We start from the raw sequence: 18,204 nt of genomic DNA, 5'->3' as shown, positions 1-18,204 counted from the left end.
GTACGACGCCGGTGTGACAGCCGCGTGCGCAATCGGCCGGGGCGGGAAGGGCCGGCGGCCGGTGTCCGCCGGGGTGCGGGGGCGGCGAACCCCGGCGGGGCGGTGAATTCGGCGGGGCGTCGGGGTGTCGCCGGCCGGGGCCGCTCCCCCCGCGCGCGGGGCCCGGATTACCGTCCGGCGCGCGTCCCGGGCCGCTCGTCGTGGGCCATGCACCGTTCATCTCCACATCCCACACAGTTGCGTCCGGGATCCTCACAGGAGCGGCCCCAGCGTCTACGCTTTGGCCGAAGGTTCCACAGCCGGTGAGCAGAGCAGCCGTCGACCAGCACCCCGCGGGTGACCCCGGAGGTGTACGGCCATGCACGGATCAGTCAGCGGGGGCACGCGTGGGCGACAACGAGATGTCCGTGTTCGGGGTCTCGGAGGCCGAGGAGGAGCTCTACCGGCATTTCCTGCGCAACCCCGGCACCGCCGCCGACGACGACCTGCACCTCCTGTTACACACCGCCCCCGAGGTGGCCCGCGCGTGCGTCGAGCGGCTCCAGGATCTCGGGCTGATCCACCCGGAAGGCCCTGACCAGCGCATCTTCCCGACGGATCCGGAGGTCGCGCTGACCCGGCTGACCGATCTGCGGCTGCACGCCCTGCACCAGGAGCTCCAGCGCGTCACCTGTTCCCGGCACGTCATCGACGGTCTACGCGCGGAGCAGGGGGCCCGCAGGTCCTCCCCGCCGGGCATCGAGCAGCTGGAGGGGCTCGAACGGATCCGTGACCGGATCGACGATCTCGCCTTCTTCGCCCGGGACGAGATCCTCTCCGTGGAGCCGTACACGAAGCTGTCGCCGGAGAACATCGCCCGCTCCCGCCCGCTGGACCTGCGGTGCCTGCGACGCGGTGTGCGCATCCGGAACGTGGTCGCCCGGGCCGCGTTGCAGGATGCGGCAACCGCCGCGTATCTGCGCGAGCTCGTCGAGCACGGGGCCGCGATCCGGGTGACGGCGCACACCGCCGAGCGGCTGCTGGTGTACGACCGCCGGGCGGCGCTGGTCCCGCTGGACCCGCACGACACCTCGCGCGGCGCGCTGCTCGCCCATCGCAGCGGGCTGGTCTCCAACATCATCGCGCTCTTCGAGAAGATCTGGGACCAGGCCGAGGACCTGTCGAAGGCGGACGCCGAGGAGGCCGGGGCGGGCGACGACCGCCTGTCGGACACGGAGCGCCGGGTGCTGGTGTCCATGTGCACCGTGGGCAAGGACGAGGCGGGCGCCCGGGAGCTGGGACTGTCGGTGCGGACCTACCGGCGTTACGTGGCCGACCTGATGCAGAAGCTCGGCGCGGCGAGCCGGGCCCAGGCGGCCCTGCTGGCCCGGGAACGCGGCTGGATCTGATCGCCGGACGGGGCCGGGGCGGGCCCGCCCGCCTCCCCGCCCCGGGCCCGTCCTCATCGTTCCTCCGCCCAGCCCTCCAGCGCCCGGTCGGCGAGGGCGCCGGAGACCGCGCGGTGGACCGTCGGCCGGTCCACGGTGCGGGTCAGGCCGATGCGCAGGGCGATCCGGTCGGATCCCACGGAGCACGGGGTGCAGGCCCAGTGGGCGGGGAGCAGGCTCAGCAGGCGTACGACGGTGGTCTCCCCGGTCGGGGCGGTGCTGTCCCGGCGGACGGTGACCACGTCGACGTGGTTCGCGAGGCGCCCCGGGGCGGGGGCGGTCCTCCGGTCGGAGCGGGTCATGGCGCGTTCCCTTCCGGGTTCAGCACGTGCCGGGCGGCCGAGGCCATCGCCGCGATCCCGGCCGGCAGCGCGGTGCGCACGTCCGGGGCGAACTCCGGTGCGTGGTTGGGCGGTACGGGCGGCCCGCCGGCGCGGGCGGCGCGCCACTGCCGGGCCCCGGTCACGCCGAGCAGCCAGTACACCGTCGCCACCGCCGGGGAGCCGGGCGGGAAGCCTTCCGGGAGACCCGACGGGAAACCCGGCGAGGAGTCCGGTGGGAAGCCGGGCGGGGCGCCGAACCACGAGAAGTCCTCGGTGGCCGTGAGGAGGCCGCAGTCCGTCACCCGTTCCGGACCGAACAGCGCCTCGTGCGCCCGGCGCACCCCCGCGGTGGCGGCGGCGTCGGTGCGCAGGGCGGGCGAGCGGGCGGTGACGACCAGGCCGGGTTCCTTCGGGCAGCCGGACGCCGCGCTCTCGGCCGCCACGATCCGCCGCACCGCGGCCGTCATCCGGTCGAGCGCCCGCTCGGACGACGCCCGCATGCACAGGGACAGTTCGGCCGTCTCCGGGATCACGTTGCCGCGCTCCCCGGCCCGCAGCATCCCGACGCCCAGCACCGCCTGCTCGGCCGGGGCCGTCTCCCGCGAGACGACGGACTGGAGGCGCAGGACGGTGGCGGCCGCCGCCAGCACCGGGTCGACGGCCAGGTGCGGGGTGCCCGCGTGGCCGCCCCGCCCGTACAGGGTGATGTCCACCGCCGCACCGGCCGCCATCAGGGGGGTGCGGAAGTCCGCGGCGTGCGCGAGGGTGCCGGCGGGGGCGGGCGAGGTGTGCTGGGCGAGGGCCGCGTCCGGGGTGCCGAACCGCTCGTACAGGCCGTCCGCGAGCATCTCCCGCGCCCCGTTCAGGGTCTCCTCGGCGGGCTGGCCCACGACCAGGACCGTGCCGCTCCACTCCGCGCGCGTCCGGGAGAGTTCGTCCACCGCCCCGGCGGCCGCGGCGAGATGGAGGTCGTGGCCGCAGGCGTGCATGACGCCGGGCACGGTGCTCGTGTACACGAGGCCGGTGCGCTCGGTGACCGGCAGCGCGTCGAGTTCGGTGCGCAGCAGCACGGTCGGGCCGGGCCCGTTGCACAGGACGCCCACGAGTCCGTGGCCGCCGCCGACCTTACGGGTGACCGCGCAGCCGCTCGCCTCCAGCCGGGCGGCGAACCGGTCGGCGGTGCGGGCCTCCGCCCCGGAGAGCTCCGGGTGGGCGTGCACGTCGAGGTACAGCTCCAGCGCGGGGCGCAGGACCGTGCGGGCGACGGCCGGGGGCGGGGCCGGCGGCGGGGGTGGAGCGGGGTTCTCCTTCGTCGTCATGCCATCTCACCTCGTTCCGCTGGGGCGGGTCGGTGCCGGGAGGGGCACCGGGTCCTGTCATGAGCCTGCGCCGGTCCGGTTTCAGGAGTTCGGCGTTCCGCTGTCATGGGGTGCCAGCGATCTGACAGCGAAAGCGCGGCCGATCTGACAGCGGTCCCCGCTGCAATGGCAGCACCGCAGGGGAACAGCGCCGGAGCGGCCGGCCGATCCCCGTGAGCCAAGGGAGAACACCATGGCCCCCAAGACCGAGCTCGCCACCCTCGCCGACGAGATCCTGGAGCTGGAGTCGGAGACCTTCGAGATCTCGGACTACTCGGACGCGGCCGAGGTCGTGCTCGCCGGTTCGACGTCCTGCTCCTCGACGTCCACCTGCTCCAGCACCACCAGCACCACCTCCTGCTGCGCCTGATCCGGTCGCACACGCGGGTACGCGGGCCCTCTTCGCGCCGACGGCGCGGAGGGGGCCCGCGGGCGTCCCGGGGAGGGACGCGGGGGCCGCGGCGGGAAGGGCTGCCCGGACCCTCACGGGAAGGGGTGCGGGACGCGCTTGACCGCGGACTCCGGGAGGTCGTCCGCCCGCCGTCCCGAGGTCCGCAGGGCGGTGCGCAGCCGGGGCATCAGCAGGGCCCGCTGCCGGGTCCAGCCGAAGTCCAGCGGCAGCAGGCCGGGGACGAGGGCGGCGACGGTGTGCAGGCCCATCCGGCGCTGTTCGGGGGTGGTCTGGTCGACCGCGACGACGTCGTGCCCGGCGGCGGCGATCCGGCCGACCAGCAGGTTCAGGTCGTCCAGCAGGTCCCCGGTGCGGGGGCGCAGCGGTTCCCAGTCGGCGAAGGTGTCCGCCGGGGAGCGGACGGCGACGGGGTCCAGGTACTCCCGCGCGTGTTCGGTCATCGCGGGCAGTCCGTGCAGCTGGGCATGGTCCTTCAGCTGTCGTACGAGGGTGAAGTCCCGTTCCATCGCGACGAGTTCGGCGTGGCGTTCGGCGACCTGGTAGGGCAGGTGCGGGATGTAGGTGAGGACTTCGGACAGGGCGGACCCGATGGTGTCCTCCGGGTCGAATCCGGCGGCGGCGGCGAACGACAGCGTCCCGTACCCGCCGTCCCGGCGCACCGCGAGGGCCGTGACGACGGGCACGGTCAGGTCCATCCGGGTGTCGAAGGCGTGGACGTCGTAGCCGTGCAGCGCGGCCCGGTCGATCATCGTGCGGACGGCCGGGGAGCGGCAGGCGCCGAGGTCGATCGCGGTGAGGGGGGTGCGGCCGTACCAGGCCAGGAGGAAGGCGTCCCGTTCGACGATCTCCAGCAGCCCGTAGAGGATCGCCTCCTCCAGACTGCCGCCGGTGGCGCAGCCGTTGGAGCACTCGAAGACGAAGTTGTCGGCCTCGACCCCGGCGCTGTAGTGGGCGAGCCGGGCGGGCACCAGGACCGGGCGGTCGTCGCGCAGGGAGTGGCCCCACACCCAGGGGATGGGCCGGTCCGGGTCGAACGGGGAGACCATCGGGTCGTTCGCGTAGGTCTCGGGGGCGTAGAGCCCGCACGCGGCGGGGTCCACGGCGTGGTCGGCCAGTTCGTGGTAGCTGCCCACGACGGGCGAGGTGCCGCGTCTGCGGGTGGTGCCCGCGTACCGCTCCAGGCCCTCCAGGTGGGCGAGGACCCGGCTGGTGTCGTAGCCGTTGGCCTGGCCGCTCCAGGTGACGTCGTTGAGCCCGGCGTAGCCGCGGACGAAGTGGGTGCCGGCGACCGGTGCCGTGGTGGTGGACGTGGGGTTGATCCAGACGTCCGAACCCAGCGCGCCGCACACCGGGTTGGCCAGGGCCGCGGTCGGCAGCGGGTAGGCGGACAGGGGCCGCAGCCGGTAGCCGTCCGGGTCGGGCTTGGGGGCGGGGCGCAGCACCATGCGGGCCGCTTCGGCGGTGTCGGGGACCTCCTGGACGCAGGCGGGGCACAGGGGTTCGGGCAGCAGCGGGAACGTCGCGGTGGCGAGGGTGACCAGGTCGATCCGGGTGACCCGGGGCAGGGGCCGGTCGGCGGGGGTCGCGTCGGGGAGGTCGTGGCCGCCGCCCAGCGCGGCGCGGTAGGCGGCCCAGACGGCGTCGAGCGCGTAGTCCGTGAGGACCGGCCAGTGGGTGGCGCCGTGCGGGGCGCCGCCCCGTTCCAGGGCCTCGCGCTCCGAGCGGCTGCGCAGCCGCTGCCAGCGCATGGCCAGGCACTGTCCGCAGGCCGCGGCGTCCGGGTCGCCGCCCCAGGGGCCGATCAGCACGGCGCGGGAGGTGAGCTGGACGTTGGCGGCGGGGCGGTGGTCGGCGTACGGGTCGGGGCGGCCGAAGCCGAGGGTGTCGGCCGCGCCCAGCGGGACGACGAGCGGGGCGGGCAGGGTCTCCCGGTCCGCCGGCCGGGCGTGGCGGGCGGTCAGCGCGTGCTGGAGGACGGTGCGGGCGTCCTCCAGCGGGCTCTCGCCGCGCACGGGCGGGGCGGCGGCGGTGGCGGTCGTCATGACTTGTCGCTCCAGCGGAAGGTCTTGAGCGCGATCGCGATCAGGACGAGGGCGAAGCCGGCGAGCACCGCGCAGGACAGTGCGATGTCCCCGGTGGTGCCGTCGCCGGTCAGGGCACCGGATATCCCGTCGTTGAGGTAGCGCAGCGGCAGGACGCGGGAGAGGTTCTGCATCCAGCCCGGCATGGCGTCCAGCGGGAAGAACGAGCCGGACAGGAACGCCATCGGGATCATCAGGCAGTTGGCGACGGCGGCGACGGCCTCGGGGGTCTTCGCGTAGCTGCCGACGATGACGCCCAGGGCGAGGAACGCGGTGATGCCGAGGACCAGCACCGGCAGGGCGAGCGGCCAGCGGCCGTCCAGTTCCAGGCCGAACGAGGGCAGCAGGGCCACGGCGACGAAGAGCACGGACTGCACGGCGCCGATGCCCAGGGCCAGGACGTAGCGGGAGGCGAGGACGGCGGAGACCGGGGTCGGGGTCATCCGGATGAGGCGCAGGATGTCGTCGCGCCGCCACTGCATGAGGACGAAGCCGACGCCGAACACGGCCGCGTTGCCGACGCCCCACGACAGGACGCCGGGGGCGATGTAGTTGATGTAGGGCTTGCCGCTCTGCTCGACGGTCTGTCCGTGGAAGATCAGTCCGAAGACCACCAGGAAGATGAGCGGGAAGGCGAAGGTGAAGAAGAGGGTGGTCTTGTCGCGCGTGTAGGCCCGGTATCCGGCCTGGCTCAGCGCCGCGTATGCGCTCATCGGGGGTCTCCGTATCGCTGGTGGTGCGGGGGGTCGGAACCGTTGCGGCCGACGGGTTGTCACGGCCGGCGGTTCTTACGGCTGCGGGGTGCCGGTGAGCGTCAGGTACACGTCTTCGAGGCTGGCGGTGCGCGTCTGCACGCCCTGGAGTCCGCCCAGGGCGTCGAGGGCGGCCAGCACCTTGCCCGATTCGAGGGTTTCCAGGACGAGCGCGTCCGGTTCCTCGGTGACGCGGTCCACGCCCTCGATCTCCTGGGCGCGGGCGGGGGTCAGCCGGCCCGCGGGGACCACCAGCCGGGTGGTGGGGCCGGCCGCGGCGATCAGGCGGGCGGGACTGTCGAGGGCGGCGACGGAGCCCTCGACCATGATGGCGACCCGGTCGCAGAGCGCCTCGGCCTCGTCGAGGTGGTGGGTGGTGTAGATGATGGTGCGGCCCGCGCCCTTGAGGTCGCGCAGCACCTGCCACAGGGCTCGGCGGGCCTGCGGGTCGAGGGCCGCGGTCGGCTCGTCCAGGAAGATCAGTTCAGGTTCGTGGACCAGCGCGGAGGCGATGGCGAGCCGCTGGCGCTGGCCGCCGGAGAGGTCGTCGACCCGGGTGTCGCCCTGCTCCGTGAGGCCGACGGACTCCAGCGCGCGCTCGGCCGCCGCCCGGTCGGTCCGGTAGAGGGCGGCCATGGTGCGCAGGTGCTCGCGGGCGGTGAGGCGGACGAAGAACGCCGAGGTCTGGGTCTGCACGCCGAGCCGGGGCAGCAGTTCCGGGTTGCGCGGCCAGGGGCTGGCGCCGAGGACGGTGACGGTCCCGGAGTCGGCCCTGCGCTGCCCCTCCATGATCTCGACGAGGGTGGTCTTGCCCGCCCCGTTGGGGCCGAGCAGTCCGAAGAACTCGCCGCGCGGCACGGTGAGGGACACCCCGTTCACGGCGTGCTTGTCGCCGTACCGCTTGTGGACGTCCGCCAGGACGACGGCGGCCGGCTGCGGGGGCCCGCCGTCCGGGCCGGTCCCGCTGTCCGGGGACGTGGACGGGGCGGTGGGGGTCATGGCTTTCTCCTTGCGGTGGGTGGTCACACGGTCAGCAGGTGGCGGGCAGCGGCCACGACCGTGCCGATGATCAGTACGAGCACGAGCACCGAGCCCAGCCCGTAGGCGAGGTAGACGTTCCGGGCGCGGCGCGGGTACGCGGCTGCCGCCGGGTCGCGGCGGACGGCCAGGCGCAGGTACGCGCCGGTCGAGGCGGCCAGGTCGGTGGCCCCGCACAGCTGGCTCACGATCCGGTAGCCGTCCAGCGGCGGGAGGGGAACCAGCATCGCGAACGCCTGCACGCTGCCCAGGAGCAGCAGTGCGCCGAGCGCGTCGTGCGTGGCCGCGTCCAGTGGTGCGAACAGCCACAGGGCGCAGAACGGGAGCAGGAACAGCAGGTTCATCACCGCGCCCGCCAGCGCCGTTTCGACGCGCTGCCGACGGGAGCCCAGGTAGAGGTAGTTGTCGACGGTGCAGTACATGATGATCACGGGCAGCTGCCAGCGCAGTCCGATTTCGGCCACCGTGCCGCCGTGGTGCCGGGCGACGACGCCGTGGGCGAGTTCGTGCAGGGCGGTGCTGAACCAGAGCAGGGTGGCGATGCCGACCAGCAGCACCGGATTGGTGAGCGACTCCCACGTGTCCACGAGGAGTTGACCGGCGTTCAGGACGACGGCCGCCTCCATCGCGACCACCAGGGCCAGCAGGGGCACCAGCCATCCGGGGGCCAGCAGGAAGCCGACCGCCCGGTGCAGCCGGGCGGTGGTGGCGTCCGCGTCGGCGACCAGCCGGACGCTGCCGCGCAGCGGCCCGCGGCGGGGCGGCCCGGCGGGCTCGGGCCGCGGGGCGGCGGGCGCCGGGGCCCCGGCCAGCAGGCCGCGGGAGCCGAGCATCCGCAGGATCTGCTGCCAGCGGGCGCCGTCCAGCCTGCGCCCGTACTCCCGCGCGTACTCCTCGCCGATCTCCCGCAGACTGCGTTCCCCGTCCATCCGGGCGATGAGGAAGTGCTCCTTGGGACCGACCTTGAAGGAGCTGCCGCTGTCGGTGTCCTTGATCAGGTGCACCGTCGCGGCGCCCTGCAGCAGCGCCTCGCTGAGCAGGACGTGGGGCCGCAGCTCGGGCCGGTACTCGGCCAGGGCGTCGGCGGCGGCCCCGGGGACGGCGCTCACGCCTGCTCCCGCAGGGCCCGGCCGAGCACGTGCGAGAGGTACGCCTCGTCCCGGATCGTCACGTGCAGCCGGTTGTTGGTCATGTGCATGTACGGGGAGAGCAGCAGCGGCAGGGCGGCCGCCGGGTCGGTGACCGTCTCGTCGCGCTCGCCGTCCCAGGAGCGGAACGTCAGCTCGCCCTTCAGGGCCAGTGCGACGGCCCGCTCGCGCAGTTCGACGCAGTGCTCGGCCCAGCCGGCGAGGAAGCCGGGCAGCCGGGCCGCGTCCTCCTCGCCCGCCACGGCGGCCCTGATCCGGGTGAAGCGGGCGGCCAGGCCGGGGGCCATCGAGGCGTAGTTGCGGTCGTACTCCTCGCTGCCGATGAAGCCGGTGCCGGGGAAGGCCCGGTGCCAGAACTCGTAGTAGCTGTCGAGGTAGTCCGCGAGTTCCGCCCGGTCCGGCAGGAAGGCCGCGGCCATCACCATCATCAGCTGGGCGGAGGTGCCGAGCAGCACGGTCCGCAGATGCAGGTTCTTCGTCCGGAAGGCGTCGATGACGAGGTCACTGGAGTGCCGGAAGTGCCACTCGGCGAGCTCGATCCCGGCCGGGCCGCCGTACTTGCCGTACTCCGGCTCGTAGGGTTCCGCGCTGCGCGAGTTGTTGGGGCGCAGCCGCATCCGGCCCTGGTCGTCGGTGTAGTGGCCGCGTTCGGCACCGGGGAACTCGATGTCGAACAGGGTGTTGTAGAAGTCGTTGAGGAACCCGGAGTCGACCTCGTACAGCGCGGGCCGTTCGGACAGGAACGTGTCGAGGGCGGCCTCGGTGCGGCGCCGGACCTCCGCCTCGGCCCCGGGCGAGGACGGCTTGATCCGCAGCCGGACGTGGGGGCCCTCCAGCCAGTAGTTGATGAAGAAGTAGCCCGCGAGCAGTCCGTCCGCCTCCAGTTCCGCGACCAGGGGGCGGATGCAGTGGGTGAGCATCGGCCGGGGGTTGGCGGCGTAGAAGACGTGGGTGGCCTGCCAGGCTCCCGCCGGGGCGGTCCGCCCGGTGTCCGGGGCGAGGGGGGCTGAGGTCATGACTGCTCTCTCCTTCGGGCGGGGACGGTCTCCACCGCGAGTTCGGCGACGTGGCGGCCCCGGCCGGAGACGGCGTGCAGTCCGTCCTCGTCGGGCAGCATCTCCCGGAACACGACCCGGGCCTCCGCCGTTTTGATCAGCGCCTCGAACGCGGCCAGGGAGAGCGGGCTGTCGAAGTCGACGTAGCCCGGCTTGGCCCCGGTCGCCCCGCGCGCGCCGCTGTCGGAGACGGTGGCGAAGACCCGGTCCGGCAGGCGGTGGGCGCGGCGGAAGGCGTGCCAGCCCAGGAACCACGCGTCGTCCCCGGTCCCGGGCCCGCGCAGCGGCAGCACGGCGGCGGGCGCGCTCCAGCTGCGCCGGGCGAGGACCACGCTGCCGTGCCGCACCCGCGGCCTGCGGGTGACCCCGTCCTCCGCCGCGCCCTCGGGCACCCCGCCCCACACGTTGAGCGGGGACATGGAGGTCGGCGAGAGCAGCAGCAGGGTGCGGGGCAGTTCGGGCAGGGCGAGCGGGACGAGGTAGCCCAGGTAGACCGGGACCACCTCCTTGCCCAGCCGGGTGGAGCGCAGCACGAGCCGGTCGGCGTCCCGGTCGTGGACGAGGTGGAGGTCGTCCAGGTGGATGCGGTTGTCCTCGGGCAGGGTGCCGCGTTCGCCGGGGCAGACGATCTCGTACTCGGTGAGCCGGCCGTGCAGGTTGAGGTTGCTGGTGACGGGCCCGCCGGTGACCTCGGCGAGGACGGCGCCCTCGGGCACCAGCCGGGCGGTGTCGGCGAGGAGCTGTCCGTCCAGGCCGTCGAAGAGGTGCGTGAACCGGCTGAACGGGAAGGAGACGCCGCCGTAGGAGCGGTTGAGGACGACCAGCGGGTCGGCGGGCCGGTCCACGATCTGCACGTGGTGCGCGAGCGGGGTGAACTCCGTCTCCAGCGAGGCGAGTTCGGCGGCAACCTCGTCGAGCACCTCGGCGTCGACCCGGATCTCGTCGCAGCCCCCGCCCGCCGTGTCCCCGCCCGCCTTCTCCCAGTCGGACCACAGCGCCCGCATCCGGTCCACGAAGGTCTGCCGGGCCGTGTCGAGGGCCTTGAGCTGCGGCAGGGAGAGCCAGTTCTCCTCCGGTACGTAGTTGCCGTCCGCGTCGAACGCGGTGCGCTTGGCGGTGAACGACATGTACTGGTCGAAGAAGTCCTCGTGGAAGTCGTGGACCAGCTTCAGCAGGTCGTCGCAGCGCCCGCCCTGCCCGTACCGGGCGAGGAAGAACCCCTTGAACGTGACGCGTTGCGGCAGCGTCAGGTCGAAGGCGGGCAGTACCCGTTCCACCGCGCCGAGCGGGCCGGCCGCCAGCCGCTCCCAGGCCGGGGCGGACAGTTCGGTGCGCCGCCCGGCCGCCACGTCCTCGTACAGCAGGGTCTGCGGTATCCGCGCCCGGTCCGTGCCGAGTTCCTCCTCCTGGACGGCGCGCAGCGCGGTGCGCAGCTCGGCCATCAGTGCACGCCGTTCGTCCGGGGTCGCGGTGGCGAACCGTTCGACGCAGGACGCCGGGGCCTCCAGCCGGTCGGCCAGCCGGTCGGCCCAGGGCCGGTCCAGGCCGCGCAGCGAGGTCTGGAAGGCGCGCAGCGGGTCGGTGTCGTGGACCTCGGTGCGCAGGCAGGGGACCTGGACCATGCCGAGGTCGAGGAGGGCCCGCAGGTAGTGGGCGCACTCCTCCTCGTCCGCGTCCTGGTCCTCGGCGAGCCAGCCGGCCAGCTCCCCGTAGCGCAGGGTGCCGCGCTCCTCGAACAGGCCGAGGAGGCGTTCCAGGGTGCCGCTGCGGCGCAGGAAGAACAGCCGGTCCTTCACTGCGTCGAAGGTGACGGCGGTGTCCTCGTCGCCCTGGGTGACCCAGCGGCGCACGTAGCGGACCCGGTCGTCGTCGCGGTTCCAGCCGGAGGCCGGGGCGACCGGCAGGTCGGCGCGGCGGACCGGGTCGGCGATCACCGCCTCCGCGAGGCGGCCGACGGCGGCGACGTTGAGCCGCAGCAGCCCCGCCCAGTCGTCCTCGACCCGGACCCCGAGCCCGCCGTCCCCCGCTCCCCCGCCGTCGGTCCCGTCCGTGAAGGTGCCGGGGACGATGCCGGTGAACGTGGAGAACGGGCTGGTCTTGCACGCGGTGCGGTAGAGGTACGAGAGCAGCGAGCGTTCGATCTTGCGCCGCTTCTTGTCCGGGGGCGCGTCGGAGGTGTTTCCCGCGTACGCGTCGAGCTGGGCGTCCAGGACCGGGGACGCCAGCAGCAGCCCCTTGCGCAGCCGCTCCTCGGCGGCCAGCGCGCGCAGCGCGGCGCGGGCCCGCCGGGTCTCCTCGGCGAGCAGGGCCTCGCCCGCCGCCCGGTGCTCCTCCAGCCGGCGCCGGTCGGTCAGCCAGCGCGCGAGCGCCGCGCCGGTCTCCTCGTCGAGCCCGCGCACCAGGGCGAGGGACCGGTCGGCGGCGGCGGGCGACGGCAGCCGGTTGTTGAAGACGTCCCGGCGCAGCCTCAGGAGGGTGCGGCGCAGCGCCTCGTCCTCGGTGCCGCCGACGAGGCCGTGGACGAGGTCGCCGAGCCGTTCGCCGTCGGCCCGCGACCGCTCGGTGGCGTGCAGCACCTCGTCGGCCCAGCGGCGGCTGTCCGGGCAGCGCAGGGCCCGCACGCTCTCGACCGGCAGCCCGGCGACCCGCAGCATGAAGCGGGAGCGGGTGGTGGTGGCGGTGGGTGGGTGGTCCGGCGTCATGCGGGGTCTCCCCTTCTCGTTCCGGTCGCGGGTCGTCGGGCCGAAGTGGCGGCTTTCGGGGCCGAATTGGCGGCCCTCAGGCGATCTCGTACCGGAAGTCGGCCGGGGCGGGCCGCTCGTTGCCGATCATCATGATCAGCAGCGGTGCCTCGCCCGTCCCGGCGAGCGAGAGCTCCTCGATGTACGAGATGTTGTCGAAGCCGAGGGCCACGCCGCAGCCGGTGCCCACGGCGGACGCGGCGGTGTAGGCGCTCTGGGCGATCGCCCCGACGGTGGCGTTGACCAGGCGGTAGCCGCGGTCCCCGACGGCGTCGAGGACGGCGTCGGTGCGGACGGTGGGCACCAGGACCGCGGCCGCCTGCTCCAGGTTGTAGTTCGACAGGAAGTAGTTCTTCTGCAGGAACTCGCCCGGCAGGCCCGCCTTCACCAGCCGCAGGGCGTGCGCGTCGGGGTCGTACTCGTACGCGCCGGGCTCGATCCCCTCGACGTGGCCGACGAACGCGTAGAGCTTGGCGAGCCGCTGTCCCCCGGTGTCCCCGCCGAGCCGCGCACCGGCCGCGGAGGCGGCCAGGCAGGCCGCCAACTGGCCCGCGTCGATCGGGTGCTGGGCGTCGAAGCGGCCGAAGCTGCTGCGGCGGGCGCGCAGTGCGGTGCGCACGTCGGTGTCGAGCGGCCGGGCGGGCGGCAGCGCCACCTCGGCGCGGGCCGGGTCGGCGGGGTGCGCGGCGGCCGGGGCGAGCGCCGCCGGGTCGGGGCGGTCGGTGGCACCGGCGGCGGTGACGGCCTGCATCCGGCGCAGCGCGTCGAAGGCGAGGACGGTGCGCGAGCGTTCGCGGTCCCGGTGGCGCACGGAGACCGGGACGGCGGACGCGGGACGGGGGGCGGCCCCGGCCCACCTCAGCGGGACGACGGCGAAGACGCCCTCCTCCTGCGTGTCCACGCCCAGCAGCCGGCCGAGCCGTTCCTCGTCGAACCAGAGCGCGGGTTCGACGGACAGTCCGCGGGCGCCGGCCCACATCCGCCAGGTCTGCACGCAGGCGCCGAGGTCCATGGACACGGCGTGGAAGGAGAAGTTGTTGTACTTGAAGGCGTTCTGCCAGTACTTGATGCCGAGGACCAGGTACTGGTCGGTGTCCGGGCCCGGCGCCCCGTCCCCGAGCGCCTCGCGCACGTCGCCCGACACGTCGCCGGTCAGCAGCCGCTGCATGGCGTGGTGCCGGGTGGAGTAGTAGTGCACCCCGGGCGGTACGGGGCCGCTCGGCCCGGAGACCCAGTAGACGCTGACCGGGTAGAGGCCGCCGCCGGACGCGGAGCCCCGGGACCAGTTGGCGAGCGGGTAGTGCGGCAGGGCGCTGAGGTCGGTGTTGGCCTGGACGCCCAGCCGGCGGCCGGTCAGCCCGTAGGAGTCTCGGAGCATTCCGGACAGCAGCGCGAGGTCGAACTCTCCCTGCCCGTCCGTACGTTGCTCCAGGCCCCGGTCGAGCGAGGCGTCGGCCGGGTAGGCGCAGTCGGGCAGCGGGAGGCTGTCGGTGCCGGGGTAGAACTTGGTCTTGCGCGGGCCGTCCTGCCAGTTCGGCACGAAGTCGGCGGGGTCCATCGGGACCCGGCCGCGGTGGAGGATCGCGGCGGCGTATTCATGGGCGTACCCCATGGCGGGCTCCTCGGTCACGGGAAGGGGTGCGGGGCGGGGTTGAGGTCGGCGTCGGCGAGGTCGTGGGCGCGCAGTCCGGCCTCGCGCAGGGCGGTGCGCAGCCGGTCCATGCCGAGGGCGCGCTGCCGGGTCCAGCCGAAGTCGATCGGCAGCAGTCCGGGCACGATGACGCCGACCGTGGTCAGGCCGAGGCCGCGCTGTTCCGGCATGGTCTGGTCGACGACGATCACGTCGAACCCGGCGGCGGTGACGGCGTCCACGCACCGGGTCAGGTCCTCGCGCAGGTCGTCGGAGACGGGCGGCACCGAGCCGTTCCCGTACAGCTCGTCGAAGGAGCGCAGGGGCGGGCGCGGCGCCCCCGGTTCGCCGAGCAGGAAGCTCGCGTGGCGGCCCATCTCCGGGATGCCGTACGCCAGCGGGTGGTCGTGCAGGGCCTCGACCCGGTGGAAGTCCCCGGCCATGGCGGACAGCCGGGCCAGGTCGTCCTCGGTGCGCCGGCGCAGGTTCACCGCGTCGGTGGCGATCTCGCACAGCGCCCCGGCCAGGGCGGCCTCCGGGTCGAGTCCGGCGCCCGCGCCGAAGCACATCAGGCCGAGGCCGCCGTCCCGGCGCACGGCGACCCCCGTGACGACCGGGACCGGGAAGGAGATCCGGGTGTCGAAGAAGCGGGCCTCGTAGCCGTACATCTCCAGCCGGTCGACCATGTGCCGGGTGGCCGGGCGGCGGCTGGTGCGCGGGTCGATCTCCGGCAGGGCGGCCCGCCCGTACCAGGCGAGCAGGAACGCGTCGCGCTCGACGAGTTCCATCAGCCCGAAGTAGACGGCCTCCTCCAGGCAGCCCCCGGAGGCGCAGCCGTTGGAGCTCTCCTGGACGAAGCGGTTCTCCAGGCCGGGCGCGTGGTAGTACGTGAGGACCTCGGGCACCAGGACGGCGTGCCCGTCGCGCAGGGACCAGCCGTGCACCCAGGGGATCGCCCGGTCCGGGGAGAACGGGGTGACGCGGGGGTTGGCGCGGTGGAAGGCGTCCGAGTACAGCCCGCACACCCGCGGGTCGAGCGCGTGCTCGCCCCGGGCGCGCAGCGCGTTCAGGGAGTCCCTGGTCCGGGCCTTGCGGGACCGGGCGCGCATGCCCGCGTACCGCTCCAGTCCCTCCAGGACGCCGATGCGCATGCTCTCGGCGAAGGTGTCGGCGTGGCCGCCCCAGAAGGTCTCGCGCAGGTACTCCCCCGACCGCATGGAGAAGCAGCCGATGGTGGCGGAGGTGGAGGTGGAGGAGACGTCCTGGACGACGGAGGGGCCGAGCGAGCCGCACACCGGGTTGGCGTACGGCTCGACGGGCAGCTCGTACTCCTCGATGTCCCGGACCCGGAAGCCGCCGGGGCGGCGCTTGGGCGCGGGGCGCAGGACGATCTCGGCGGCCTCGGCGGTGTCCGGTTCCGTCACCCCGCAGCGCGGACACTCCGGGTCGGGGACCAGCGGGTAGTGGCGCACCAGCAGGGTCTCCAGGTCCACCAGGTGCACGGCGGGCAGGGCGCCGGTGTCCGGTCCCGCGCCGTCGGTCCGGGCGGCGAGGACCCCGGCGAGGGCGTGCGCGGCGAACGGGGTGAGGTGGGGGGACTCCCCGGCCGCCCGGGTGCCCGAGCCGAGCTCCAGCGCCTCGCGCAGCGCGACGGAGCGGGCGGCCTGCCAGCGCCGTTCCAGACAGTGCGGGCAGACGGGCCGGGCGGGGCGCCGGGGGCTCCCGGAGGGCGCGGGGGGCGCGAAGGGGCCGAGGACGACGTGCCGCCCGTAGAACCGGACGGACACGGGCAGTTCGGCGGCCCCGGCGCCGGTCGTGCCGGGCGCGTCAGCCCCGCCGGCCGCACCGGCCCCACCGGTCGCTTCGGCCGCACCGGGTGCGAAGGCGTCGCGCACGCCGAGCGGGGCGACGTCCAGCGGGGGCGGGGTGCCGTGGTGGGCCAACGCGTCCCGGAGCAGCGCCGCCAGGGTGCGCGCGGACGCGGCCTGGGGCCCGTCCGCTACCGACGGCGCCCCGGGCCCCGTGCGTCCGCGGTGTTCGCGGTGTTCGCGGACCGGGGTCTCAGCGGGCATCGGGGCCGTCCTCGCCGTCCGTCGTGAGCAGCACCCGGGCGGTGCTGATGCCGCCCGCGGCGAGGTCGGCCGGGGTGGTGGGCACGTACAGCGCGTCGCGCCCGGCCTCCCGGAGCCGGTCCAGGACGGCGGCGAACGTGGTCTCCGTCCCGTCCGCCGGGACCTCCGCGCCGCTCACCGCGATGCTCGCGGCGGCCAGATCGCGCACCAGCGGGTCACCCGGGTCGACGTCCGCCCCCGGGTCCTCGGCCGCCAGCTGCACCGGGCCGAGCAGGTCCCGCAGCGCGGCGCAGGCCGCCGCCCGCCGGGACAGCCCGGCGCCGACCGCCCAGCGCCCCTCGCCCCCGGTCTCCCGGGCCAGCACCACCTGGGCCGAGGTGCGCGCCCCCTCCCCCAGGTCCAGCAGCTCGACGGCGAGGTCCAGGTTGGCCGCGGACTTCAGCAGGAACACCAGCTCCGGGTCGTCGTCGGCGGCCACCGGACCCACCGCCGTCGTGCCCCGGACCGCCCGCAGCAGCGCGTCGTGCGCCAGCGCCGACATCAGGCCGGTGCCCGCCGCCTCCCGGGCGTCCGCGCCCGCGCCCGAACCCGCCGACGTCGCGAGGTGGGCCCGGCCCCGGTTGTGCGCCCCGAAGCTCCGCACGGCCGCGGCCGGCACCCGCACCGGGTCCTTGCCGGTCAGCGAGGTCGCGACCGTCCATTCCTCCGGCCGGACACCGCTCCCGCCGCCGGTGGTCAGCGCGTCCGGGCCCAGCTCCCGGTCCGCCGCCGCGCCCCCGTCCGTGCCGAGCGGCACCACGTGCTCCACGTAGGCGGCGGCCGCCGCGTACAGCGCCCGCGTCCGCGCGCCCGCCAGGTGGTGCACGTCGAAGGCGGCGATCCGGCGTCGCGGCCCGGCGCCGAGCGCCACCTCCACCCGGCTGATCTTCAGCGGGGTCTGGGTCAGCCCCTCGTCGTCGTAGCGGTTGAAGACCCCGGTGTACGGGCGCACCAGCGCCGCGCCGATCCGGTTCAGCTCCTCGACCACGGCCTCCGCGTCGCGGGCGGTGTCCACGGTCGGGGTGACCGGGAGCGCCAGTCCGTCCGGCAGTTCCGGTGCCGCCGGTTCCGGGGCGGCGCAGCGCAGGCAGCGGGGGTGCGGCTGGACCGGCTCGGACACGACGTCGAGCGAGGCCAGGTCCTGGACGAGGACCCGGCCGGCCGTCTCGGCGGGCAGCGCCCCCGTGGTGAGGCGGAAGATCTCGTAGCCGAGGAGGTTGCCGACCATCGCGGCGACCGGGCCGGACACCTCGTCCCCGGCCACCGGTGCGGCGCCCGCCACCCCGCTCCAGAGTTCGGCGGCCCGGGCGGCGGACACGTTGCCGCCCAGCCGCAGCACGGCGCAGGACCAGCAGCCGGTGGAGGAGGCGGTGGCGAGCGGGCCGACCAGCAGCCGTTCGCCGAACAGCCAGGCGGGGATCAGGGTCCGGCCCTCGGGGACCCCGGCGGCCAGCAGCCGGTGGGTGCGGGCCCCGGAACCCGCGCCGGTCACCACGACGACGTCGTAGCCCTCCAGGTCCGCCCAGCCGGCCCCCGCCCCGGCCCCGACGGTGTCCACCCGGGCCGCCGTCCGCTCCGCCTCGTCCGTGACCTCGGCGAAGTGCGCGGTCGTGCCGATCCGTACGCACCCGTTGCGCAGCAGGCTCAGCGCGCACCACCGGGCGACCGCGTCGTCGCCGAGCACGGCGACCCGGGTGGCGCGGAAGCGGGCGAAGCGCTCCGGCGCCCCGTCGGCGTAGTGGTCGAGGTAGGCGATCTGGGCCGCGAACCGCTCCGCCACCTCGTCCGGGACCGGCCCGTCCGCGGCCTCGGCCTCGGGGACGTCGCGGGCGAACTCCCGCTCGTACAGCGTCCTGATCAGCTCCGCCGCCATCGCCCGCTGTCCCGGTCCGAAGCCGGCGCACAGTTCGTCGAGCCGGTGGTGGCCGGTCAGGTGCGGGACGACGAGGGAGGCGAAGCGGTAGGCGGTGCGGCCGGCCAGGTGGAATCCGCCGTCGGCGTTGTGGAAGAGCACGCCGCCGGGCGTCTCGGTGAACAGCACGTCCCGGCGGACGCGGGGCCGGGTCGCGGCGAGCGCGTCGAACGTCCCGGTCGCAGCGGTTGCGGCAGTCTCGGCACTCTCGGCCAT

General features: G+C 74.8%; 13 protein-coding genes. 2 read left to right on the top strand and 11 right to left on the bottom strand.

Going from position 1 to position 18,204, the window contains the following annotated elements; all coding sequences use genetic code 11:
- Nucleotides 1–386 precede the first annotated feature (386 nt).
- Complete coding sequence (locus tag ACFYW1_RS16470; RefSeq protein WP_388992468.1) at nt 387–1,388, top strand: LuxR C-terminal-related transcriptional regulator; 1,002 nt, start codon at nt 387–389, stop codon at nt 1,386–1,388.
- 53 nt (nt 1,389–1,441) lie between these two features.
- On the opposite strand, the gene ACFYW1_RS16465 is transcribed toward ACFYW1_RS16470, so the two are convergent.
- Nucleotides 1,442–1,729 carry a hypothetical protein gene (locus ACFYW1_RS16465; RefSeq protein ID WP_388992465.1) on the bottom strand — a complete coding sequence of 96 codons (288 nt, stop codon included), beginning with the start codon at nt 1,727–1,729 and terminating at the stop codon, nt 1,442–1,444.
- Nucleotides 1,726–3,069 (bottom strand): amidohydrolase, encoded by a 1,344-nt coding sequence (locus ACFYW1_RS16460; protein WP_388992462.1) that lies wholly within the window; start codon nt 3,067–3,069, stop codon nt 1,726–1,728. The genes ACFYW1_RS16465 and ACFYW1_RS16460 overlap by 4 nt, the downstream gene beginning before the upstream one ends.
- Before the next feature lie 232 nt (nt 3,070–3,301).
- Here ACFYW1_RS16460 and ACFYW1_RS16455 point away from each other — a divergent pair, with 232 nt between their 5' ends.
- The gene (locus ACFYW1_RS16455; protein ID WP_073790073.1) at nt 3,302–3,478 is read left to right on the top strand and encodes a thiazolylpeptide-type bacteriocin; all 177 of its coding nucleotides are present in this window, start codon (nt 3,302–3,304) and stop codon (nt 3,476–3,478) included.
- 113 nt (nt 3,479–3,591) lie between these two features.
- Here the strand turns inward: ACFYW1_RS16455 and ACFYW1_RS16450 are convergent, their stop codons facing one another.
- The 9 genes from ACFYW1_RS16450 to ACFYW1_RS16410 form a co-directional block, all read right to left on the bottom strand.
- Nucleotides 3,592–5,562: a TOMM precursor leader peptide-binding protein gene (locus ACFYW1_RS16450; protein ID WP_388992456.1), complete on the bottom strand. Its 1,971-nt coding sequence runs from the start codon at nt 5,560–5,562 to the stop codon at nt 3,592–3,594.
- Nucleotides 5,559–6,314: an ABC transporter permease gene (locus tag ACFYW1_RS16445; protein ID WP_388992453.1), complete on the bottom strand. Its 756-nt coding sequence runs from the start codon at nt 6,312–6,314 to the stop codon at nt 5,559–5,561. Before ACFYW1_RS16445 ends, ACFYW1_RS16450 begins: the two co-directional genes overlap by 4 nt.
- 75 nt (nt 6,315–6,389) lie before the next feature.
- Nucleotides 6,390–7,352, bottom strand: coding sequence for an ABC transporter ATP-binding protein (locus ACFYW1_RS16440; protein WP_388992450.1), 963 nt, complete (start codon nt 7,350–7,352; stop codon nt 6,390–6,392).
- Nucleotides 7,353–7,375: 23 nt separating this feature from the next.
- Nucleotides 7,376–8,500, bottom strand: coding sequence for a site-2 protease family protein (locus ACFYW1_RS16435; RefSeq protein WP_388992448.1), 1,125 nt, complete (start codon nt 8,498–8,500; stop codon nt 7,376–7,378).
- Entirely contained in the window at nt 8,497–9,555 is a 1,059-nt protein-coding gene (locus tag ACFYW1_RS16430) for a lantibiotic dehydratase C-terminal domain-containing protein (protein WP_388992445.1), read from the bottom strand. Before ACFYW1_RS16430 ends, ACFYW1_RS16435 begins: the two co-directional genes overlap by 4 nt.
- The gene (locus ACFYW1_RS16425) at nt 9,552–12,296 is read right to left on the bottom strand and encodes a lantibiotic dehydratase (RefSeq protein ID WP_388992443.1); all 2,745 of its coding nucleotides are present in this window, start codon (nt 12,294–12,296) and stop codon (nt 9,552–9,554) included. The genes ACFYW1_RS16430 and ACFYW1_RS16425 overlap by 4 nt, the downstream gene beginning before the upstream one ends.
- A gap of 76 nt (nt 12,297–12,372) precedes the next feature.
- Nucleotides 12,373–13,947 (bottom strand): nitroreductase family protein, encoded by a 1,575-nt coding sequence (locus ACFYW1_RS16420; protein WP_388992441.1) that lies wholly within the window; start codon nt 13,945–13,947, stop codon nt 12,373–12,375.
- A gap of 14 nt (nt 13,948–13,961) precedes the next feature.
- Nucleotides 13,962–16,037 carry a TOMM precursor leader peptide-binding protein gene (locus tag ACFYW1_RS16415; RefSeq protein ID WP_388992438.1) on the bottom strand — a complete coding sequence of 692 codons (2,076 nt, stop codon included), beginning with the start codon at nt 16,035–16,037 and terminating at the stop codon, nt 13,962–13,964.
- The gene (locus ACFYW1_RS16410; protein ID WP_388992434.1) at nt 16,027–18,204 is read right to left on the bottom strand and encodes a TOMM precursor leader peptide-binding protein; all 2,178 of its coding nucleotides are present in this window, start codon (nt 18,202–18,204) and stop codon (nt 16,027–16,029) included. Before ACFYW1_RS16410 ends, ACFYW1_RS16415 begins: the two co-directional genes overlap by 11 nt.

Source organism: Streptomyces sp. NPDC002669, assembly GCF_042889165.1.
Lineage (GTDB): Bacteria > Actinomycetota > Actinomycetes > Streptomycetales > Streptomycetaceae > Streptomyces.
This window is presented reverse-complemented; position numbering and strand designations above follow the sequence as displayed.